Annotated in this window: 20 protein-coding genes; 4 read left to right on the top strand and 16 right to left on the bottom strand. The window is 44.1% G+C overall.

The annotated features are described in order from the left end of the window. Positions 1-85: 85 nt before the first annotated feature. The 15 genes from RQP52_RS11000 to RQP52_RS11070 all read right to left on the bottom strand — a co-directional run bounded on the left by RQP52_RS11000 (position 86) and on the right by RQP52_RS11070 (position 16,799). Complete coding sequence (locus RQP52_RS11000) at positions 86-2,293, bottom strand: penicillin-binding transpeptidase domain-containing protein (RefSeq protein WP_315951394.1); 2,208 nt, start codon at positions 2,291-2,293, stop codon at positions 86-88. Positions 2,294-2,308: 15 nt separating this feature from the next. After that, positions 2,309-2,743: a cell division protein FtsL gene (gene ftsL2 / locus RQP52_RS11005; protein ID WP_315951395.1), complete on the bottom strand. Its 435-nt coding sequence runs from the start codon at positions 2,741-2,743 to the stop codon at positions 2,309-2,311. Between the two features lie 20 nt (positions 2,744-2,763). Then, entirely contained in the window at positions 2,764-3,714 is a 951-nt protein-coding gene (gene rsmH, locus RQP52_RS11010; RefSeq protein ID WP_315951396.1) for a 16S rRNA (cytosine(1402)-N(4))-methyltransferase RsmH, read from the bottom strand. 27 nt (positions 3,715-3,741) lie between these two features. Beyond that, positions 3,742-4,179 carry a division/cell wall cluster transcriptional repressor MraZ gene (mraZ, locus tag RQP52_RS11015; protein ID WP_127451955.1) on the bottom strand — a complete coding sequence of 146 codons (438 nt, stop codon included), beginning with the start codon at positions 4,177-4,179 and terminating at the stop codon, positions 3,742-3,744. Positions 4,180-4,304: 125 nt separating this feature from the next. After that, the gene (locus RQP52_RS11020) at positions 4,305-5,399 is read right to left on the bottom strand and encodes a DUF4349 domain-containing protein (RefSeq protein WP_315951397.1); all 1,095 of its coding nucleotides are present in this window, start codon (positions 5,397-5,399) and stop codon (positions 4,305-4,307) included. A gap of 135 nt (positions 5,400-5,534) precedes the next feature. Further along, positions 5,535-6,797, bottom strand: a complete 1,263-nt coding sequence (locus tag RQP52_RS11025) for an adenosylhomocysteinase (protein ID WP_127451949.1) — start codon at positions 6,795-6,797, stop codon at positions 5,535-5,537. A gap of 12 nt (positions 6,798-6,809) precedes the next feature. Further along, positions 6,810-8,444 carry a bacillithiol biosynthesis cysteine-adding enzyme BshC gene (gene bshC / locus RQP52_RS11030; RefSeq protein WP_315951398.1) on the bottom strand — a complete coding sequence of 545 codons (1,635 nt, stop codon included), beginning with the start codon at positions 8,442-8,444 and terminating at the stop codon, positions 6,810-6,812. Positions 8,445-8,596: 152 nt separating this feature from the next. Next, positions 8,597-9,559, bottom strand: coding sequence for an ABC transporter ATP-binding protein (locus RQP52_RS11035; protein ID WP_157321594.1), 963 nt, complete (start codon positions 9,557-9,559; stop codon positions 8,597-8,599). Continuing rightward, positions 9,552-10,586 carry an ABC transporter ATP-binding protein gene (locus tag RQP52_RS11040; RefSeq protein ID WP_246239275.1) on the bottom strand — a complete coding sequence of 345 codons (1,035 nt, stop codon included), beginning with the start codon at positions 10,584-10,586 and terminating at the stop codon, positions 9,552-9,554. Before RQP52_RS11040 ends, RQP52_RS11035 begins: the two co-directional genes overlap by 8 nt. A gap of 16 nt (positions 10,587-10,602) precedes the next feature. Continuing rightward, a complete protein-coding gene (locus tag RQP52_RS11045; RefSeq protein WP_315951399.1) occupies positions 10,603-11,535 on the bottom strand; it encodes an ABC transporter permease in 933 nt (310 codons plus the stop codon). Positions 11,536-11,538: 3 nt separating this feature from the next. Further along, positions 11,539-12,471, bottom strand: a complete 933-nt coding sequence (locus tag RQP52_RS11050; protein ID WP_315951400.1) for an ABC transporter permease — start codon at positions 12,469-12,471, stop codon at positions 11,539-11,541. Between the two features lie 105 nt (positions 12,472-12,576). Further along, the gene (locus RQP52_RS11055; protein WP_315951401.1) at positions 12,577-14,259 is read right to left on the bottom strand and encodes a peptide ABC transporter substrate-binding protein; all 1,683 of its coding nucleotides are present in this window, start codon (positions 14,257-14,259) and stop codon (positions 12,577-12,579) included. A 401-nt stretch (positions 14,260-14,660) separates the two neighbouring features. Next, the gene (locus RQP52_RS11060) at positions 14,661-15,062 is read right to left on the bottom strand and encodes a DUF3397 domain-containing protein (RefSeq protein WP_315951403.1); all 402 of its coding nucleotides are present in this window, start codon (positions 15,060-15,062) and stop codon (positions 14,661-14,663) included. A gap of 15 nt (positions 15,063-15,077) precedes the next feature. Then, entirely contained in the window at positions 15,078-16,037 is a 960-nt protein-coding gene (locus RQP52_RS11065; RefSeq protein ID WP_315951404.1) for a ketopantoate reductase family protein, read from the bottom strand. Positions 16,038-16,145: 108 nt separating this feature from the next. Next, positions 16,146-16,799: an RsfA family transcriptional regulator gene (locus RQP52_RS11070; RefSeq protein ID WP_315951405.1), complete on the bottom strand. Its 654-nt coding sequence runs from the start codon at positions 16,797-16,799 to the stop codon at positions 16,146-16,148. Positions 16,800-17,166: 367 nt separating this feature from the next. On the opposite strand from RQP52_RS11070, the gene RQP52_RS11075 reads away from it, so the two are divergent. Beyond that, on the top strand, positions 17,167-17,397 hold the full coding sequence (locus tag RQP52_RS11075) for a DUF2626 domain-containing protein (protein WP_028558057.1): 231 nt from the start codon (positions 17,167-17,169) through the stop codon (positions 17,395-17,397). Between the two features lie 59 nt (positions 17,398-17,456). On the opposite strand, the gene RQP52_RS11080 is transcribed toward RQP52_RS11075, so the two are convergent. Next, positions 17,457-18,578 carry a class I SAM-dependent methyltransferase gene (locus RQP52_RS11080; RefSeq protein WP_315951409.1) on the bottom strand — a complete coding sequence of 374 codons (1,122 nt, stop codon included), beginning with the start codon at positions 18,576-18,578 and terminating at the stop codon, positions 17,457-17,459. 90 nt (positions 18,579-18,668) lie between these two features. Here RQP52_RS11080 and RQP52_RS11085 point away from each other — a divergent pair, with 90 nt between their 5' ends. From RQP52_RS11085 to RQP52_RS11095, 3 genes are all read left to right on the top strand, one after another. After that, a complete protein-coding gene (locus tag RQP52_RS11085; protein WP_315951411.1) occupies positions 18,669-19,634 on the top strand; it encodes a hypothetical protein in 966 nt (321 codons plus the stop codon). 103 nt (positions 19,635-19,737) lie between these two features. Next, on the top strand, positions 19,738-20,832 hold the full coding sequence (locus RQP52_RS11090) for a coiled-coil domain-containing protein (RefSeq protein ID WP_315951413.1): 1,095 nt from the start codon (positions 19,738-19,740) through the stop codon (positions 20,830-20,832). A 37-nt stretch (positions 20,833-20,869) separates the two neighbouring features. Then, a complete protein-coding gene (locus tag RQP52_RS11095) occupies positions 20,870-21,358 on the top strand; it encodes a hypothetical protein (RefSeq protein WP_315951415.1) in 489 nt (162 codons plus the stop codon). The last annotated feature ends 54 nt before the right edge of the window (positions 21,359-21,412 follow it).

Raw genomic sequence — 21,412 nt, forward strand, 5'->3', positions numbered from 1 at the left:
ATCTCCCTTCCCAAATAAGTCAGTCTCATTCCTAACATGACTATTCGGGACAAACAGGGGTTAGAACAAGCCTGCCACTTTCAGGCTACTTTGCACCTGTCACTGCCGGTTTATCGCTTAATGGTTTCAGCGTCAGTGTTGCACTACGCCCTTCCCCCTCACCTGAGCTCGTTTGATCCGAGACATAACCCTCGCCAGAAGTTTGGCAGTCCACTTTAAAGAAGGAACAGGCTTCTACAGCATCGCGCAAGGATCGACCCACTAAGTTAGGCAGGGGCATTTCAGTAACGTTTTGCATGGCCACATATATTCGTTGCGTGGATAAGATTTCAGTTCCTGGTTTAGGGAATTGTTCGACAACTTGTTCTCCCTTTCCAAATACCTCCAATGATAAATTACTCTCCTTCGCCGCTGCTTTCGCATTCGCTGATGTCATTCCCATAAAGTTAGGTACTTTTAATTTATTCGCTTCTTTGGCAACCATTTGTGTTTGCTTGCTTGATTTAACCCCCATATATTGCAGGGATTCCCCAACAATATCTTTAAAAGCCGGCGCTAGAACTTGTCCGCCCAAATGGTAATTGCCGCCGAGATCAGGCTGATCTGCGATCAACGTGACAAGGATTTTCGGATCTTCAACGGGTGCATAACCAATAAAAGAGATAACCCAGGTATTGGTTGAATATGTTTTTTCTCCAGGAAGTACCAAGTTTGCTGTACCTGTTTTGCCGGCTACGCGGTATCCTTCCATATAGGCCAGCTTACCTGTTCCGATATCTTGGTCGGAAACGACTTGTTCCAAGTAGCCGCTAACCGTAGCTGCCGTCTTCTCGCTCACGACTTGACGCACGACTTGCGGCGCGAAGGATTGAATGGTTTTCCCTGTTTTGGGATCCAAGATGTCCTTCACAATGTGCGGCCACATTAATTTACCGCCGTTCGCCATTGCTGCATAAGCTGCCGTTTGCTGAATTGCCGTAACAACGACTTTCCCTTGCCCATACGTTGCAGTTGCATACTCAGATGGATACTTCATGTCGATAAGTCCAGATACTTCATTGGGCATATCGATATTTGTTTTTTCGTTAAATCCAAATTTCTCTATATAACTCTTGAGTTTAGGTTGCGTGAGTTTCTCAATCCCTAATTTAACGAATGCTACGTTACTTGAACGCTTAAGACCATCCAGATATGAAATTTTGCCCCACCCCACACGGTTGTGGTCATGCAGCTCTCTATCCTGCACACGAATCATACCTGACTGGTACATCTCATTAGGATTAAATAACCCCTCTTCTACCGTACCTGCTAAAGTGACAATCTTGAATGTCGAGCCAGGCTCATAACGGGAAGCTACTGCATTATTTTTAAAATCACTTTGATCTTTAATGGTCCAATACGTATTCGGATTAAAGGTCGGTGTGTTCGCCATACCCAAAATTTCCATCGTTTGCGGATCGACTGCAATAGCCGTTAAGCTTTTGGGATGCCACTTATCATTTACTTTGGCCAGCGCACTCTCCAAATAGAACTGAATGTTCTTGTCAATGGTGAGCCGTACATTATTTCCGTCTTCCGCCGGTTTAAAATCAACTTTGGCATCCGGCAGCTCCACGCCTTTGCCGTCTTTTTCATAGCTCAGCATGCCAGGAACGCCCTTCAGCGTGTCATCCAGCTTCAGCTCTAAGCCAAGTGAGGCTTTACCTTCTTTGTTCGTATATCCTAGAATATGCGCAGCAAGCGTTTCCCCTGGGTAATACCGTTTCTTTTCTTCAACGATCCCGATTCCGATGTTCGTTTTCGCCGATTTATTCAATCGCGTTTGCATCGTTGCAATGAAGTCACGAACTTGATCCGCTTTCTCCTTGTCAATTTTCCAGCCTTCGTTGCGAATTTCGACATTGACCGCGAAATCGCTGCCGTCCGGTTTCTTCCTCGTGGCCAGCTCGCGGATCTTGTTTTCAAGCGTTGCTTTGGTCACATCGGATTCTTTCAAAATATCCGCCAACCCTCTGGCAATATCATCCGCCGCATGCAGACCATCAATCATTTTGGGATTCAGCGTAACCGTGTAGGCGGTTCCTTCTTCAGCGAGCACTTTATTATTTCGATCCAAAATGGTCCCACGAACAGGCGCGATAATTTTGTCCGTCTCCCATTTTTCTTCCGCTTGTTCTAGCAACCAAGAGGCATCTACCACTTGGATCCAATAGACTTTAGCAATAAGGACAACAAAAAGAAGGGTGAAAAACCCTCCAATGAGTAAAGAACGCAGCTTAATTTTTTTTGTCATATCGATACCTGCCCGTTACGGTTTAGAAGCTACTTTGGTATTTTTACTGCTGCTAGTGCTGGTTTTCGATTTGGCCGGAGTCTCTAAACTTACCTTCTTGCCATCATCTAAATTAAACCCGAGGCGCACAGCTTCCTCTTTTAGACGATCAGGACTTTGCAGTTTCTCTACTTCCTGCTTCAAAGCGCTGTTCTGAGCTTGAATCTCGCGAATTTCTACTTGCATTTTCAATATGCTTGCATTCATTTGATAGATGGATGCGTACCGCCAAATGATCACTCCTGCAACAAGGACACAGAGGAGAACCGTGAACAGATACAGCATTTTTTCTTGGGTCGGCAGCGATTTATTGCGGTAAACAACTTTCGTTGTCTCTTTAATCTTAACCTTAGCTGCTGGAACCGTTCGTTTCCGGTCAAGAGCTAAATTCCCCTGGATGTAAGATGGCATATCAACTTCCTCCTTTTGTGTCAAAGCTTTTCGGCAATACGTAATTTGGCGGATCTTGCTCTTTGGTTCACCTCAAGTTCATTCTCACTAGGTATGATCGGTTTACGTGTTACTAATTTAAGATCACCGGATTTATCGCAAACACACATTGGAAACGCCGGTGGACACGTACATTTCTCCACATTTTTGACGAAAAATTGCTTGCAAATGCGATCCTCCAAAGAATGGAACGTAATAACCGCTACTCTACCCTCCGGAGCCAAACATCTCACAGATTGCTCCAACGCTTCCTCAAAAGCGCCCAACTCATCGTTAACAGCTATGCGCAGCGCTTGAAAGCTTCTCTTAGCCGGGTGGCCGCCTGTTCTTCTTGCGGCTGCAGGAATTCCTTCCTTAATCAGCTCAACAAGCTCACCCGTGGTTTCAATCGGCCCTTTGGTACGTGCTTCGGCAATGACGCCTGCAATGCGCCGTGAAAACTTCTCTTCCCCATATTCAAACAAAATTTTTGCAATTCGTTCAGGAGCCCATTCATTGACGATCGTTTTGGCGGTTAATTCCGTCGTACGATCCATTCTCATATCAAGCTCTGCATCTTGATGATAGGAGAAGCCTCTCTCGCCATCATCCAGCTGCGGGGACGATACGCCAAGATCGAAGAGAATCCCATCAACCTGCGGTTTCCCATCACGTAGTGCTCTCGGCTCATTCATGAGCACTTGCTCTAAATCTCTGAAGTTGCTTTTCACGATTTTCACACGATCCAGGTATGGAGCGAGTACGGTTTGAGCATTAGCTAGAGCAACATCGTCCTGGTCAAGGGCAATCAGTAACCCATCAGGACCTAATTTAGAAGCTATCAGGGAACTATGCCCCGCACCTCCCATCGTACAATCCACGTATACGCCATCAGGCTTTATATGTAAACCTTCAACTGATTCTTCTTTTAATACCGTCACATGATGAAACAACTTGGTGTCCTCCTAAATTTCAAGCATCTATAAATCAAAATTAAAGTCGACGAGTTTCTCAGCTATTTCATTGAACGACTGTTCCGATTCATTGGCATAGCTTTCCCAAATTTGCTTACTCCAAATCTCTACTCGGTTGGAAACACCGATAACGACGCAATCTTTTTCAAGCTTGGCATGATCGACGAGATTGCCTGGAATATTCGCCCGACCTTGTTTATCAAGGTCACATTCGGTTGCGCCCGAGAAGAAAAAACGGGTGAATGCACGTGCATCTGATTTCATCAGCGGCAATGCCTTCAGTTTTTGTTCGAGAATCGCCCACTCGGAGCGAGGGTACACGAACAAACACTGATCTAGACCGCGAGTGATAACGAAGGATTCGCCAAGGGCTTCACGAAATTTGGCCGGGATGATCATTCGGCCCTTTTCGTCTATGCTATGTTGATATTCCCCCATGAACATAGCATGGCGCCCCCCTTTCCCTCCACTTCGTACCACTTTTCACCACTTTTTAATGTTAATTCGCCAATAACGCAACAAATCCTGCTTTTTGAGCAGGATTTGTGAAAAAATTTTCATTTTTGGGTCTATTCTGCGTCTATTGTTCCTTGTTTGTCATCTTCAAGTGAGTTTAAAGAAGCATTTTGCTCTTTGAGTTGATTTCGCATCGCGGCCAATTGCTTGTTTCTTTTGCGCCTGTATACCCAAATCGGTATACCGATCAACAGTACAATAACGAGGATCGGGAATGCAGCCGCCAGGAAAACAAGGATACCTTGCAGCACAGCTACTAGTACATTAAGGCTAGAGTTCCATGCTTTCTGGATTCGCTCGTTTAAGCTAAGTTTGCTTGGATCCGAGAGGAGCGGCTTCTTATCGGTTTGTTGATACATCCGAATTTCAATCGTGGAGTAAGCGACGTTTTGATCCAAATACCTCATCCGACCTTTGATCTGCTCGATCGCTTCCTGCACTTTCGAGAGCTCATTCGAGAAGGCCAGCAAATCATCTGTCTTTGAAGCTTTTTCCATAAAACCGAGCAATCTCGTTTCAACCAGCTGTTTGGCCTTCAAACGTGAACTGAGATCAACGTACTCTTCCGTTACATCCTGCCCTTGCACATTCCTTTGCAAAGACGGACTGATCTTCTCTAAGCCATCCAACAAAGAAACAAAACCGTTAGCCGCTACTTTAATGGTATACGTGCCGCCCCTCTCTCCTGTGTTGGCGTTTTCCGAGAACTGCAGGATGTAAGCCCCACTCAAAGTCACAAGGTCTCTAAGCGCTGTTTGAGCCTTCCCGTAGTCATCTACGGGCATGACCAAATTAGCCCGGTAAATCAGCTTACGATTAAACCCCGCCGCTTCATCGCTGCCCAATGCCGGCATGACAGTCATCGTCGCATCTTTGCCATCGGCCGGCGTTTGAGCCGTTCCTGACTCTGCCGCTACCCCTTTGAGGTCACTCGCTGCCTTCGCCTGAGCGGCGGGAGCCGCAGCATTTTGACTTTCGGCACGTGGCGCTTCTTTCGTCAATGCTCCACTGCTTGAACTCATTTTTTGCTTTGAAGACGATGCGGTTTCATCATTTTTGGATGAACTGCATCCAGCTACTAGACTGCCTATCAGCATACACACAGCAAGCAGCAACGCAACCTTTTGACCCCACTTTTTGACCCCCATCTTGCCATCTCCTCGCTACCAAATATAGGATTTACACCCTATAAACGGATAGCGAATAAAAAATGTTGCAAAATCTTTACAAATAAAAAACCTCTCAGACCACTGAAAGGCGGTCCGAAAGGTTCTCTAGTTCTTTTAATGCTCTGCCCAACTGTCAAGGTACAGCTTTTGCTCATCACTTAAGGAATCAATGCTAGTGCCTAACGACTCCAATTTGAATCTGGCCACTTGCTCATCCAATACATAAGGGACGTTAACAACTGTTTTCCCTAATTTATTATATTCGTCATTCACATATTTTAGAGACATTGCTTGCAGAGCAAACGTCATATCCATGATTTCAGCCGGGTGTCCGTCACCTGCCGCTAGGTTCACAAGGCGACCTTCAGCCAATACATAGATTTTACGGCCATCCGCCAGCTGATATTCTTCAATGTTGCGACGAACGGTACGTTTGGATACCGATTGTGCTTCAAGTTCAGGTTTGTTAACTTCTACATCGAAATGGCCTGCATTCGAAAGAATAGCGCCATCCTTCATGACTTTATAGTGTTCGCCGCGGATAACATCCTTGTTGCCCGTTACCGTCACAAAGAAATCACCTAATTTCGCCGCTTCAATCATCGGCATTACAGCAAAACCGTCCATGTAGGCTTCAACGCCTTTGATAGCGTCAATCTCTGTTACGATAACATTAGCGCCAAGACCTTTGGCTCGCATCGCAACACCTTTACCGCACCAACCGTAGCCGACAACAACAACTGTTTTACCCGCAACAACCAAATTCGTTGTACGGTTAATCCCGTCCCAAACGGATTGGCCTGTGCCGTAGCGGTTGTCAAACAAGTACTTGCAGAAGGCATCATTCACAGCAACCATCGGGAATTCCAGCTTCCCTTCTTTTTCCATAGCTTTCAAACGAAGGATACCGGTTGTTGTTTCTTCCGCACCGCCGCGGACTTGAGCAGCGAGATCTTTACGCTCGGAGTGAAGAATGGATACCAGATCCCCACCATCGTCAATGATCAGGTCCGGCTTCGTTTCAAGCGCTTTAATCAACAATTCCTTGTACTCTTCCGGGCTAGGGTTGTATTTCGCGAATACCGTAATGCCGTCCTCGACAAGCGCAGCACAAACGTCATCCTGTGTAGAAAGAGGATTACTGCCTGTAATCGTAACTTCCGCTCCGCCTGCTTTTACCACTTTAGCCAAGTAAGCTGTTTTGGCTTCCAAGTGCAAGGAGATCGTTACTTTTAACCCTTTAAAAGGCTGCTCTTTTTCAAATTGCTCACGAATTCGGTTCAAAACAGGCATATGCGCCTGAACCCAATCAATTTTCAAATGGCCTTCAGGTGCCAACGCCATATCCGTAACAATACTTTTTTCAACAGTTGTCATATATATTTCCTCCTACAAATAATAAACACGGTGCAAACCGTCCACAGGAATCGGCGTCTCGACAAGCGCACGCAGCCAATCATTCCCATATCGATTCATATAAACACACCCATTATACACTCTTTCTTGCGGCTTTGCTAACGGTATTATGGTTAGTCGAATGCGCTCTAACTGTCTTAACGTCGCATCAAACTGTGTTTTGTACGCATCCGAAGCTTTATTTTGTAGGAATTCTATCTGTTCTATAATCTTCGTCAAGTTCGTATCTCCAAGCTTTTTAATGCCTGGATTAATTTGGGCCAGTGATTCAACAAGAGGCGCATAGCTGGCCTCAAACTCAGTTTTCACCTTATCGAAACGCTCGCCTAGCTGCATTGTATCTTGCGCATCCAGCCAATCCTGTTTCTTTTGCTCAAAACGGTGCAGAACATCCTCAAACGTAAAATCATATTTGTGCATCTGCTTCTGAACGGTGCCTTCAATCAAGGTAAATTCCAAGCGCGGAACAACAATCGGCATTTTCATACCAAACTGCTCAAACCCCTGCTTCGTGAGCGCCCAGTAGGCAATTTCACCGGCACCTAACACACTGGCCAACACAGGGAACAGAAACTCCTGCATAAGCGGTCTGGACATGACGTTATTGCTCAACTGCTCAGGGCTCGTAACCGCCAGATCATGCAGCTGCTCTTTCGTGAAGCGATATTCCTTTTTCTTATCTGTAAAATATTCACCTTCTCGATGCAGCAGCAAACGATGTCCTCCAGCGTAAACGAAAAGATTAGCCGCATCCTCTGCAATTTCCGCTTGACTGCTGTAACCTGCCCGCTGCACTTCGTCTTGACTCTTCATGAGAGATGCAGCGAAGGCTTCATTTTCCAAAACAAGCTGCTCGAACATCTCCGTTTCTATCGCACGAAGCGCGGGTTCATCGGAATCAATCAGAACAAGTCCGTACTCGCCAAACAGAACAGCCATCCAACGGGCAAAAGCATCGGATAACGTAGCGCTGCCTTCCGTCGTGCTTTCTAATTTCGCCATCAAGGAAGCTTTGAACTCTGTATCCATCAAGGACTGATCCAAGGCCGCCAAGGCGTCCTTCCACGCTTCAGGCTCCAGTGGAAGCTTGCTGACTGACGTGCGGTGCCCTGTTGGGTGATCCACCTTCATTTTGTCAATCTGCTGCGTATTGGACAGGACGTACATATGATTTACTTCATCAAAATCATGGTCTTCGCCAGCGATCCAAAAAACAGGTACGACTGGACGATTTAATTTGGAGCTCCACTCACGAGCGAGTTGAATAATCGTGATGGCTTTGTACAAAACAAGCAGCGAACCGCCAAACAGCCCTGCTTGCTGTCCTCCAACAATGGCAAGTGCCTCTTGGCTCGCTAGCGCGGTAATCTGATCTAGGGCAGCCCCGGTATTACCAATTCGCTCATTGTATGTTTTCAGCACTTCCACCAAGCGTCCGCGATCAGCCTTCCGGGCGGAATGCCCTTCGTCCAGCCACTTAACGCGAGATTGCCAATCTTCTTGATTTCCAAAATGATATGGAAATAATGGTGCAGCTTCTGCTGACTGTTGAATATAATCTTCAGCTAGTTTCTGACTCTTTTTCCAATGAAAAGTTTCCATTTGCATATGCGACTAGTGTCCCCTCTTCATACCAAATAAAACGACTATCCTTTGATTGTACACGGTAGGCATCCAATCGTCAAAACTGTATTTCAAATCATTACAATTGAATACACGAATGCCAAAAAGCCGCCCCTTTCGGGACGGCAAATGAGAGCTTAGTACAAATGACAAGCTACGAAGTGATTCGGTTCCACTTCTTTGCTAGGCGGCATGGATTCCGCACATTGCGGCATCGCTTGCGGACAACGCGTACGGAACGGACAACCGCTAGGCGGGTTGAGCGGGCTTGGTACGTCGCCTTGAAGAATGATACGCTCACGTGTGCGCTCGATTTCCGGATCTGGAATCGGAATCGCTGAAAGTAGCGATTGCGTATACGGATGCAGCGGTTTCGCGTAAAGATCATCGGATGTTGTAACTTCAACCAAGTTGCCGAGATACATAACTCCGATACGGTCAGAAATGTGCTTCACCATCGCCAAATCATGCGCGATAAACAAGTAAGTCAGGCCCATTTCCTTCTGTAATCTCTTAAACAAGTTGACAACTTGAGCTTGTACGGAAACGTCCAATGCCGAGATCGGCTCATCGGCAATAATGAATTTCGGCTCAATCGCAAGCGCGCGGGCAATCCCGATACGCTGACGTTGACCACCGGAGAACTCATGTGGGAAACGGTTCGCATGCTCATCATTCAAACCAACTGCGCGAAGCAGCTCCATAACGCGCTCCTTGCGTTTCGCACCGCTGTACAGTCCATGAATATCAATACCTTCGGCGATGATATTCCCAACTGTCATACGTGGATTCAAGGATGCGTAAGGATCTTGGAATACCATTTGCATATTCCGGTTAAATTCTTTCAGCTTTTTGCCTTTCAGCTTATGGACATCTTCGCCGTCGAAAATAACTTCGCCTTCTGTCGCATCATATAGCTTAATAATCGTTCTACCTGCCGTGGATTTACCACACCCAGATTCTCCTACGAGACCGAATGTTTCACCGCGGTTGATTTCGATGGAAAAATTGTCAACGGCTTTCAACACTTTCCCGTTACCAAGATTAAAATGCTTCTTCATATTGCGAATTTGCAGAATTGGTTTATTGGCATTAGACATGTTGATGACCTCCCACTCCAACAGGACGTTCAACTTTCGGCGCATCAGGATGCAACAGCCAGCAAGCAGAACTATGCGTCTCGGATAGCGTAGTGTGTTCCGGATCTACTTCCAAGCAGTGATTCATTGCGTATGGGCATCTAGCTGCAAATGCACAACCTTTTGGAGGTGCAAATAGATCTGGCGGCGTACCAGGAATCGGTACAAGTTCTTCGTTCGCATTTGTATCCAAGCGCGGTACGGAACGAAGCAAACCCCATGTGTACGGATGCTGCGGATTGTAGAAAATCTCGTCTACAGTTCCTTGCTCGATAATTTTACCTGCGTACATAACCACGACGCGCTGCGCCATATCAGCTACAACTCCGAGGTCATGCGTAATTAAAATAATAGATGAGTCCGTCTTCACGGAAATAGTTTTCATCAAATCGATGATTTGAGCTTGAATCGTAACGTCCAGAGCCGTTGTTGGCTCATCCGCAATTAGAAGCTTAGGAGAACAAGCCAGCGCAATCGCGATCATAACACGTTGACGCATACCACCGGAGAGCTCATGCGGATATTGATGGATACGGCCTTCCGGCGAGTTGATTCCGACAAGCTTTAAAATTTCAATAGCTTTCTCGGTTGCTGCCTTCTTGCTTAACCCTTCATGCTTGATAAGACCTTCTGTAATTTGATCGCCGATTTTCATCGTCGGATTCAGGGAGGTCATCGGATCTTGGAAAATCATACCGATTTCGGATCCGCGAATTTTTTCCATTTGTTTGTTGGAAAGTTTGGTAATATCCGTTTTTCCGTCAAACATGATAGAGCCGCTTTTTATATAACTAGGCGGAGTAGGAATTAAACGCATGAGCGTTTGTGCCGTAACGGATTTACCGCAACCGGATTCGCCTACAATCGCCAACACTTCACCTTTTTTCAAAGAAAAAGATACGCCGCGAACAGCTTGAACTTCCCCCGCATACGTACGGAAAGAAACTCGCAAATCTTTCACTTCAAGCAAATTGTCTTTGGTGCTCATCATTATTCACCCCTTCTTACTTGCGCATTTTTGGATCCAGCGCATCACGAAGCCCATCGCCGAGCAAATTGAAGCTTAACAAAATTAAGCTGAAAATGATTGTCGGGAAAATGAGGCGATGCGGATATAACCGAATATAGTTGGCGCCGTCAGACAACAAGTTACCCAGTGATGCCAGCGGCGGCTTTACGCCAAGACCGATAAAGCTTAAGAATGCTTCAGTAAAAATCGCTGATGGAACAACGAAAGTAATTTGTACGATGATGATCCCAAGTGCATTCGGAATCAAGCTGCGCAAAATGATTCTCATTGGCGATGCGCCAAGTGTGCGAGAAGCAAGTACGAATTCTTGTTCTTTGAGCGTCAGCATTTGACCGCGTACCAAACGAGCCATAGGAACCCAACCCGTTATTGCCATCGCCAAAATAATAGATGAAATACCTGAACCAATAACCATGATAAGCAGGATCGCAATCAGCAAGAATGGAATCGCATAAACGATTTCAATCGCACGCTGCATCACTTCATCCACTTTCCCGCCGTAATATGCGGAAATACCACCATAGATAACACCGACAACTAAGTCAATCAACGCGGCCACAATCCCGATGAATAACGAGATTCGAGTTCCCCACCATACACGTGTCCACACATCACGGCCAAAGTCGTCTGTACCGAACCAATGTTGGGCGTTTGGCCCGAGATTTTTTATTTTAAGATCTTGCGTCTGATAATCGTAGCTTGAAACAAATGGAACGATAATCGCCAATACGATTAAAGCAACCAATATAATTAAGCCAGCCATAGCCAGTCTATTTTTCTTAAGTCGTCTCCAAGCGTCCTGCCAATAATTAAGCGAAGGTCTTACGATTCTTTCGCCAGTTAATGTTTCTTTTGCAACGGGAGCAAACTTGTAGCTAGTCTCTGTTGCATTATTCGGAGTTTGCATGTATTATTTCCCGCCTTTCCCAAGACGAATTCTAGGGTCTACAAAACCATACACAATGTCGGTGATAAAGATAACCAAAATAAGGATAGCTGAATAGAAAATCGTTAACCCAGAAATCATGGTGTAATCGTTGGAATAAACCGAAGAAACGAAGTGTTTACCCAAACCTGGTACAGAGAAAATTTGTTCAACGACAAGGGTACCTGTAATAACGTTTACAAATATTGGGCCGATAATGGTGATAACCGGTAATATCGCATTTCGAATTGTATGCCTTACAACAACAGTAAAGTTGGATAAACCTTTCGATTTAGCTGTTTTAATGTAATCTTGGTTAAGAACATCTAACATCGAAGTACGCATCAAGCGAGCCAAAATGGCAATGGTTCCGAATGAGAGCGCGATCGCCGGCAAAATACGATAGCTTGGTCCTTTCCACAAACCTGCTGGAAGAATCCCCCATTTAACGCCAACATAATACGAAAGCAATGGACCTAGAACAAAGGATGGGATAGAAACACCCAAAATCGCGATAAACATAGCTGTGTAATCGCCCGCTTTGTTATGTTTAAGCGCCGCAATAATCCCTAGTGTAAGACCAGCAATAATCGCAATAGCGATTGAGATCAAACCAAGTTCCAGTGAAGAAGGGAACGCTTGTTTGATAATATCTGTAACTTTGTGTGCAGGGAATTGAAAGGAAGCTCCTAGATCGCCATGGATGATATTGTTCAAGAAAGTCAAATACTGTTCCCATAACGGCTTATCTAGTCCGTATTGCTTCAGCAGCATATCTCTCGTAGCTTTAGGGATCTTTTCAGCGCCTTCTCCTAGTGGATTCCCTGGTAAGTTTTTCATCAATACGAATGTAAATGATGCGATCAGCCATAACGTGATAAGCGCATATAAGAAACGGCGAAGAATGAACTTGACCATATTGCTCCTCCTTAAATAATTTACAGCTCTAAGAAATTTAGAAGAGGCCGCTCCCACGAGGTGCGAACGGCCCCTTCCTTTGAATCATTACTTATATTTCATTAATTATTTAACAGAAGCCCATTTCAATTCCCACTCTTGACCGAAGGATGGAAGAATCAAACCATCGATATTCGGTTTTTTCAAGTAAGCGCGAGTACGGAAGTAAAGTGGTGCTACACCTTGATCGTCCATGAGGATTTTCTCAGCATCGACTAGATTTTTAGCACGTTTGGACGGATCTACTTCTGCTTGAGCTGCTTTAACTAGTTTGTCATACTCTGGGTTGCTGTAGTCACCTTCGTCAAACTCTCCGCCTGTTACCCACATATCCAAGAATGTCATTGGATCGTTGTAATCTGCGCCCCATAGGGAAAGAACGATGTCGAAGTCATGTTTGGAAGACAATTCGATACGGAGTGCGTGTGGAACCGGGTTCGCTTCTGCTTCGTATCCAAGGTTTTGTTTCCATTGTGCAAGGATGAACTCAAGTGATTTTTTAGCAGTTTCAGTGTCATCTGCATTCACTTTCATTTTTGGAAGAGCTGTCAAGCCAGCTTCTTTCAAACCTTCAGCAAGCAATTCTTTTGCTTTAGCAGCATCGAATTTTGGTTGTGTATCGCCAGCAGACTTACGGAAATCGCCGCCTGCACCGTCGGAAGTACCACCAGGTACAAGACCTGTTGAAGGTACGGAACCATTAGCAAGAACGGTATCAACATAAGCTTGACGATCGATTGCCATTCCTAACGCTTGACGGATCTTTTTGTTAGCCAAGGCTGGAACTTTTTTCGTTTGGTACATCAAGTAGGAGTTAGTCAACTCTGGTTTAGGCAGGTTGTCCGGCTTACCAGCGTACAGTTTCAATTGATCGCGGTTGATTTCAGTCAAATCAGCTGCGTCAGTTTCATACAGGTTAAGACCTGTATTGGAATCTTTTACGATGTTAATTGTTGCTTTTGTAATTTTTACGTTTGCAGCATCCCAGTACTTCTCATTTTTAACAAGTTCAAGCGTTTGGCCATGATCCCATTTGCTAAGAATGAATGGACCTGCACCGATAACTTTATCAGCTTCCGCGCCGTATTTATCGCCAGCTTTTGTTACGAAATCTTCACGTTGTGGCAAGAAAGTTCCGAACGCAAGCATTTGTGTAAAGAAAGTAACTGGTTTCTCAAGCGTGATTTGAAGTTGTTTGTCGCTGATCGCTTTTACACCAAGAGCATCTTGAGCTTTTTTAACTTCTTCAGGCGTTTTAGCTTTAGTAACAGCTTCTCCACCTTTAATCCAAGCTACTACGAAACTATATTGCCCTTTTGTAGCAGGATCTAATGTACGTTTGAAGGAATAAACGAAATCTTGTGCTTTAACAGGTTGACCGTCAGACCAATTCGCGTTGTCACGAATATCGATTGTGTAAGTCAAACCATCAGGGGAGATTTTCGGGAAATCTTTAGCAAGACCAGCAACGGCTTTGCCGTCTTTGTCTGTACGGTAAAGACCTTCGTTAAATGCGCTGATAAAGGTAAATGCGGCATTTGCTGTTGCTTTGGAGCTATCCATAATTGGCGGCTCCGCAGTGAAGTTAATTTTAATTTCTTGCGGTTTGTTGGAAGCTGGTGCTGCAGTACCTTTCGTATCTCCGGATGGGGACGCGGAAGGAGTTCCCTCATTCTTCGCGCAACCAATCGCTACGCTACCCATAAGTGTTAATGCTACTGCTGTTGTAACCCACTTTGTCGCTTTCATAAAACGCCTCCTCTAAAATTATGTATGTCTAGAATATCTATGGTTAGGTGCATTTGATAGTTTTATTAACATCAACCTCACACCTCAGACCCGAAAATAAATGAAACCGCTTCAGACATGTCATAATATCTCACGTGAACCTCTGGTAAAAAAATTTACTAGACTCTACGCAAGGAATTATAACATATAACCAAGCTTTGTCCAGACTTAATTTACCTAAGTAAGAATAAATGTTAGAAACATTGGAATTTATAGTGTCTTCCGGATTCTAATTATACAACCATCGGTCAATAAAATCTACACGATTTTCATTGTTATTTTCTACAAATCTCAAATAAATATTACAAAGAACAGAAGAAAAGTCTCTTTTTTCGTCTAATTTCAACAAAAGAGACTTTGTTTTATGTCGAAAAAATGTAATTTTTGCCAATATGGACGAAAAAAAGCAAAATGTAAAGCATCGAAAGCCCTAAAAAGCTAAGCCTCCAAACCACTCTGCTTACTTTAAGCAAGTCTGTTTTCCCTTTCAAATGCGTTTGATAACCACCAATAATACCAAAAGCAATAAGCAGAACAAGGGCGATCATCCAGAATCCAAAGTTTGTATGAAATAATTGATTCCACATTAGCGAAACCGAACCGAGTAGAAAAAAGGTCGTAACATCCATAGTCAGTCTAGTCGTCATCTTCTTATCACGAAGGAAGTAAAACACTAGAAACCATAATAAAACAAAAGTAATAAACGGTGCAACAGCCAGGACTGCATAAAGTGTGGAAATCCAATTCATCAGTACATCCATCATCTTCAACCACCTAATTTATTCTAGTGCTTTCACTAATCGGTACACCGTACGATGTGCAGGAAGATCGAGGTTCAGTTCTTCGGCCATTTGCAATAGACTTCCGTTTATGCGGTCTATTTCCGTTGTCCTGGACTGTTCGATGTCCTGTAGCATAGATGAATGATTCCTACTTGTAGCCTTACACACAGAAACAATGTTTTGCCATAATTCATCAGGCAGCTTGATCTCTTTGGCCTCAGCCACGAAACAAGCCTCTCGGTAAAGGTCCAGCATTAGTTCCTTTGTCCAAGTTGATTCCAATAACTCCCCATTTTTCACACGCAAAATAGCTGTAAGCGGATTAATCACGGCATTAATAATCAGTTTACTCCAAATTCTTACCTCCATGTTCTTCGACATCTTTGTCCGAAATCCTGCCTCTTCCAGCAAGTTTACTAACAAAAAGTGCGTGGTTTTTTTATGAACAGGATCAGTACGCTTAGACGCACCTAAGTATGTTATGCCATGACCTGTGTGAGAGACCTCGGTCTGACTTTCCCGCCTAGCTCCCTCTGTCGTCACAGCAAGAAGCAGCTTATTTTCTCTGTCATCTTCACTCAGCACATCCTCATGTCCGATTCCGTTCTGGAAACTAACGAGATAAGTAATCTCTGAGCGCCGAGAATCTATATATTGCGCGAGTTCTTTCGTAATTGCAGGTTGCTTGACCATGAGAAATATATAATCATATGGTTGTACAGGACCGGTAGCACGAGTCAAAGAATCCTTGTCGTCTTGGTAATGACTAAATTCTATGAAACCGCCGCGAGTTGTTCTAATTCGCTCGGTCGTTCCGCGTAGCATTATGCCATCTTGAGCAAGCAGGTCGGCTTGTTCTTTTGTTCGTGTAATTACAGTTAACTTTTCACAAAAAGCAGACAATTTTGCAGCAAATAAAAGACCTAACGAGCCTGCTCCAACTATCATCATTCGCATTCCAGTTCCTCCACTCATAGCATTCGTCATCATTATACAACAAAAAAGCCTCAGTCCAAGGATTCACCTTGATCTGAAGCTTTTCTTTGAACTATACAGCAGGTTGGTTTACTCTACTCTCTCTAAATTGCCGTTCGCATCCATCTTGAAACGCGGCTTCTCTTCTTCCTCTTCTTCCACCAAAAAGGCCATCTTCCGCGCACGGTCCATAATTTGAATCAGCGCCTTGTAATCATCATTAACAACCCGATAGTCTGTTTCAACTTCGTTCACTTGTTTATTGAGCTTATTGTTTTCTCTGCCCAATCTATCTAGTTCGTCTTCTTTGTCCTGCAGTTCTTTTTCCAAGTTTTTAATATGACGATTCATTTCTTGATACGTATTTCTCCATTGTCTCAAGAACCTGATCACGGCATCAATAGATAACGTTTCTTCTGTAAAAGCTTCCGTTTTGCCCGTTGACAATTCCGGAGCATCCAATAATCCAATGGAAGATGATCCGGAAATGGATACAGCCGCATGTTTTTTAAGCTGTGTCCTTTTCTGGCGCTGAGCTTTCGCAATTTGGATGGCCGCCTCGTATTTTTTTCTTACAAAACTGTTCCATCGAAATCCGCATGCTGCTGCCGTACGTCCAATTCGCTCCCCAACTTCTTCAAACGCAGATAATTGCGTACTTCCCTCTCTAATGTGACGCAAAGTCACTTCCGCTAAGATCAAATCGTCTTCATCGCTCCAAGCATCTTGTCTTATAGCCGACATAAGGTTAAACCTCCTAACATAATGTACAGATGCAACGAACTGAAAGAGGTGAACCCAAGATTCAGAGGGCCATCTTTCAGTATGAATAAAGAAGAACCAATTCGTGAGTACCCGTGTATAAATTGATTCGTGCCATTATTACTATTTCTATGCCCGTACTAGAGTTCATAGAATCTATTTGATACTAAATGGTATTGCCAAATTTTTTGACACTCATACATGGGATTCCGATAAAAAGACATACTACATCTATATGATGAAATGTTTGCAATTTCGTCACCGTTTGACGGTTTACACTGTTCAGTTCAAAAGGTATAATGTGTTGTAGTTAAAGTGCAACGTGGTACGAGAGGGGGATGTAACGAGAATGGATCGCATGTTTCGGGTTCTAGGTTTTTGGACACTTGTTATCGCACTGATGAGTTTAGCTGGCGATATGATACCTATGTCTCTGATTTTCTTTTTCCAAACAGCTGTATTCGTCATTCTAGGCTATATGCGCTTGTCAGAACGAACTTACATATTGTTGTTCTGGGGATATATGATTATTTCCTTCAGTGGGTTTACGTACTGGTCATTTTTCAAAATGTCCATTTAGTACAAGGACAACAACAAACAAAAAGGTGAGCCGATGGTTGTCCATCGGTTCACCTTTTTTCATTTCGCAGCAATCAGCACCTTGAACAGTTCGCTCATTTGATCACTAAGGAGCAACTGCCTGATGGCCCTGTTGCGCTTAGAAACTTCACTAAAGGGATTGGGATCGTAATGATTTTGCAATTTTTCCAAAATACCACGTTCCACTAGAAAATCTCTCTGTGTCACAAGCCGGCAATTGGCAAAACCACTCTGAAGAGCAGCTGCTTCCACCGCACTAAAGTTTACATGGGAAGTTAGATCCTGTTCACCTTGATAGATCCACGGATTCTCGTGCGCTTGGTGCTTCCGGTAGCACATCAATGTGCCCAAGTGCCTGTGGGCCGCGAACAACTCTTCTTCGGCGTCGCCATAGTCAATTATAAGACAACTGCCGCTAGTCATCCGCTTGGAAATTCGTGATATCCAAGCTCCGCTCTCAAGATTAAGCTCACCGACTTGGCCATCTAACCAATGAACCTTTAGACAGTCTATGGTGTCTAATAGAGGCTTGGACTTAATAGGAAGCCAAATCTCACTAAAAATCCGATCTCGTTCCTGCCACTTGACATAAGATTCCTGATAAATCCCATCTACATATCGGATTCGATGGACCGGAAAAGCATCCAACAGTTCATTTGCCAAAATAAACATATTCGCTTGAGGTTCCTCATCCAACCATTCCTGCTCACTTGTAAACCGAAGAAGCTGCTCGTGCATATGCAAAGCAGTACGCTGAAGTCCACGGTGAAAAGCACTAGTTTCAATTATCGTATAGGTTACTCGTTCGTAAACAGACGGTGCACTTCTTTTCAATTCATCCAAGAGATGTTGGGCCATGCGACCGTTTCCCCCGCCCCACTCAACGAGATGCAGCGGTTCCGAACCGAGAAGTTCCCTTCTCTGAAGCTCATCTCCAATAAAGGTGGCTATCATTTCCCCCATCACAGATCCGATGGAAGAACTGGTATAAAAATCGCCTTCTTTCCCGATTTTGAGGCTATCATTTCGATAATACCCATAAGGTTCGCTATAGAGGCATAGCTCCATATAGTCCCGGAACGAAATCGCCTGTTTTTCTGCGGTATGTATGGCGTGAATGATCGTTGAAACCAATTCCGGATGTCCGAGTTTAATTTCCATTTGAAGCCATCTCCATTTCTTTACTTAAAGACAAAGCAGCAGGAAACCATTATAATGAATAAGGATCATGGAAGGAGAGACAAAACACGCATGTCAAAGAAATGGATAACCCTTACAGCGGTAACAGCCATCAGCTTGCTATCGTTGACAGCTTGTACAGACAATACAAAAGTAAAAGAAGCTTTGGAACAATCTCTCAATAAACAGAAGGAAATGAAATCTTACACCTTTGAAGGTAGCACAACACTCGCCATCAGTGATGCTTTGTTGAAAACATCCAACCCTTTGACGAATAGCCTTTTAACTTTGGTCAAAGACAGCACGATAGATTGGAAAGGAATCAGCAATGTAGAACCGCTCCAATTCCAAACGGATTTGAAAATTACCCCTAAGGGCTCTACGTCCCCTTTCGAGATACCAATTCTCATTAAAGATAACAAAATGTATTTTAATATGCCAGCATTAAATAAGACGGCGGACGAGTATTATGCGATTGATTTGCAGCAAATGAGCCAAACCAGCAAGAGTCCATTAACGTTGGATACGTTGAAAAACACTTCTCAACTTTCCACCTCATTAGGCAATCTAGTATTTAGCGGCATTGATCCAAAATGGTACAAAGAAGCCAAGGAGCCTGTCAAGCTAAAGGACGGATCAACAGCCAAGTCCATCAGTGTTGAGCTTACAAGCAAAAATGAGAAAGACATTAATACCGTATTTCAAACTAAGCTGCCTGAGTTTATCGGAACTCTTCAAAATAACGGCTTTATACCAGCCGACAAAGCGGATCAGCTAAAGAAATCACCGCCTGGTGCCATCCAGCTGAAAGCTCCAAGCAAAATGTTCGTCGCGATTGACGACAGCGGTTTTATCCGAGATCAATCCATCGATGTTGTGTTTCAAATGACCGTGGATGGCAAGGCCCAAGAGAACCATATCGTCCTTCATCAAACGTACGACGCTATCAATCAAGCAACTGCTTTAACGAAGGAAGTACCGAAGAATGTCAAAAGTTTTGATGAGATTCTGAAGCTCATAGCGCCTGTCAAAAAATAAGAAACCTATAGGAAATACTTACTTCGTCCCCCGAGGTAAGTATTTTTTTGTGCTTCAATTAATAGAAATATGATAATCTGTTCATAGGGGGAGAATGCGTTCAATGAGATATAAATTCCTAGCCATGATGTTGTCCATCCTGCTGATGATGCAGCTTACGCTTCCGCTCCATCCTGCTCTAGCTGAAGAGAAACAGCCAGGAGTTGACGAAGCCAAGGAACTCGTCCAGAAAGGACTTACCATTTTTGAAATCGATAAAGAAGTAAACCGGCTTAATGAACAAGACGCCAAAATTGTCCTGCAAATCAAGCAAAATGAACAAGATATCACGAAACAAAACAGTCAAGTTGACAGCACTCGCAAACACGCCGGCAATGTGATGAGGGCATATTACACAGGAGATCGGGATTCGATCTGGATGCTGCTGTTTTCCGTTCGTTCTTTCGCCGATGCTTTGCGCATGTTCGAGTATTTGCAAATGATCATATCCAATGATCACCGCGCGTTAGCAGCTTTTACAGATTCGTTTAATAAATTGAAAAGCTTACAAAAAGAGCTCGAAACATCCCGTGCCGATCTGCAAAAAACGAAAGATAACTATCTTGGGCAGCGGGAAAGGCTCGTCAAACTCCAAGATGAATTGGACAAACAACTCGCAGTCAGCGCTCAAGCCGGGGTCATTCAAGAACAGATAAAGAGTTTAAACGATCAATGGAAATCAGAAGGCGTCCCTTTGTTCCGCGAGTATTTGAAAAATTTGTCCGCGGCATTTCGGGAACTCCCGCAATATGTAACGAAAGAAAATAAATTCATGGACTTATCTTCTATCAAAAATCCGGTCATTACGATCAGCGATACGGATTTCAACGCCTATCTGCACGGCAAAAATGAGTCGCTGCAAAATTTGAATTTTCAATTTACCGACGGTTCCATTATCGCAAAAGGTCAAAAAGATCAAATTCAGATGACAATCGAAGGCCGGTTCTTGTTGAAGGAAAATCCCGACATGAATGAAGTTCGGTTTGCGGTGGATAAGCTTGAATTCAACGGTTTTCAGCTGCCAGATACGACAATTGAAGATTTCTCGAAGGAATTCCAACTAGGCTTCATCCCCCAAAAAATCGTCAGTTACCTGGATGTCGTCAGTGTTGAAACGAAAAACGGCACCGCAGTTGTGAAACTCAAATTATCCCTGTAAACTAGCTATGGATAATTAAATAAAGTGAGGACTTAGCATGGAAGCAAAAATTGGACTTTTAATGGATGTACCTGATGGCAAGCTGGTTGATTTCTATACGCAAATCGAAAAAGCTCTAGCAGGCAAAGCAAACGTCTTCGATCAAGACAACGAAATGATCATAGTCAGCTCGGAAGCCGAGAAATTCGCCGTTATCGAGGTGATGGCGGGACTCAACGTTAATACAGATCAAATGAAATTGCTGCTGCTGCCATCAGATGCTGAGTTAACGGATCTTTTCAGCGATTATGGATTTACTAGCGAAGGTGAGAATAACTACTTGTACGAGAAGCTGGTCGTCTCCTTCCGATTTACAGAAGACAGCAAGCAAGCGGATGTCGATCAAGCCTCGCTGCAAATCGAAGAACATCTTCTTGCCCTTTACAAGGATCATGGCCGTGATATTTATGTTGTCGATCGTCAGCTCGAAGAGCTTATGCAAGGCATCGCCAAAGCTTATCGATGCCGCATCGAAGTGCTCGCATAACACACAAATAAACCCCTCTTTCCCAGATCATCCGGGAGGAGGGGTTTATTCGTA

Origin of the sequence: Paenibacillus violae, from assembly GCF_032461945.1 — a bacterium.
In the GTDB taxonomy this organism is placed as follows: Bacteria; Bacillota; Bacilli; order Paenibacillales; family NBRC-103111; genus Paenibacillus_E; species Paenibacillus_E violae.

Coding starts and splice junctions, on each gene's coding strand:
- RQP52_RS11070 (WP_315951405.1), bottom strand. CDS start 16,799: ATGTCGGCTATAAGACAAGATGCTTGGAGCGATGAAGACGATTTGATC.
- mraZ (WP_127451955.1), bottom strand. CDS start 4,179: ATGTTCATGGGGGAATATCAACATAGCATAGACGAAAAGGGCCGAATG.
- RQP52_RS11080 (WP_315951409.1), bottom strand. CDS start 18,578: ATGGAAATTAAACTCGGACATCCGGAATTGGTTTCAACGATCATTCAC.
- RQP52_RS11000 (WP_315951394.1), bottom strand. CDS start 2,293: ATGACAAAAAAAATTAAGCTGCGTTCTTTACTCATTGGAGGGTTTTTC.
- RQP52_RS11055 (WP_315951401.1), bottom strand. CDS start 14,259: ATGAAAGCGACAAAGTGGGTTACAACAGCAGTAGCATTAACACTTATG.
- RQP52_RS11035 (WP_157321594.1), bottom strand. CDS start 9,559: ATGTCTAATGCCAATAAACCAATTCTGCAAATTCGCAATATGAAGAAG.
- RQP52_RS11075 (WP_028558057.1), top strand. CDS start 17,167: ATGGATCGCATGTTTCGGGTTCTAGGTTTTTGGACACTTGTTATCGCA.
- bshC (WP_315951398.1), bottom strand. CDS start 8,444: ATGCAAATGGAAACTTTTCATTGGAAAAAGAGTCAGAAACTAGCTGAA.
- RQP52_RS11095 (WP_315951415.1), top strand. CDS start 20,870: ATGGAAGCAAAAATTGGACTTTTAATGGATGTACCTGATGGCAAGCTG.
- RQP52_RS11060 (WP_315951403.1), bottom strand. CDS start 15,062: ATGATGGATGTACTGATGAATTGGATTTCCACACTTTATGCAGTCCTG.
- RQP52_RS11040 (WP_246239275.1), bottom strand. CDS start 10,586: ATGAGCACCAAAGACAATTTGCTTGAAGTGAAAGATTTGCGAGTTTCT.
- RQP52_RS11065 (WP_315951404.1), bottom strand. CDS start 16,037: ATGCGAATGATGATAGTTGGAGCAGGCTCGTTAGGTCTTTTATTTGCT.
- RQP52_RS11050 (WP_315951400.1), bottom strand. CDS start 12,471: ATGGTCAAGTTCATTCTTCGCCGTTTCTTATATGCGCTTATCACGTTA.
- RQP52_RS11045 (WP_315951399.1), bottom strand. CDS start 11,535: ATGCAAACTCCGAATAATGCAACAGAGACTAGCTACAAGTTTGCTCCC.
- RQP52_RS11085 (WP_315951411.1), top strand. CDS start 18,669: ATGTCAAAGAAATGGATAACCCTTACAGCGGTAACAGCCATCAGCTTG.
- RQP52_RS11025 (WP_127451949.1), bottom strand. CDS start 6,797: ATGACAACTGTTGAAAAAAGTATTGTTACGGATATGGCGTTGGCACCT.
- RQP52_RS11020 (WP_315951397.1), bottom strand. CDS start 5,399: ATGGGGGTCAAAAAGTGGGGTCAAAAGGTTGCGTTGCTGCTTGCTGTG.
- RQP52_RS11090 (WP_315951413.1), top strand. CDS start 19,738: ATGAGATATAAATTCCTAGCCATGATGTTGTCCATCCTGCTGATGATG.
- ftsL2 (WP_315951395.1), bottom strand. CDS start 2,743: ATGCCATCTTACATCCAGGGGAATTTAGCTCTTGACCGGAAACGAACG.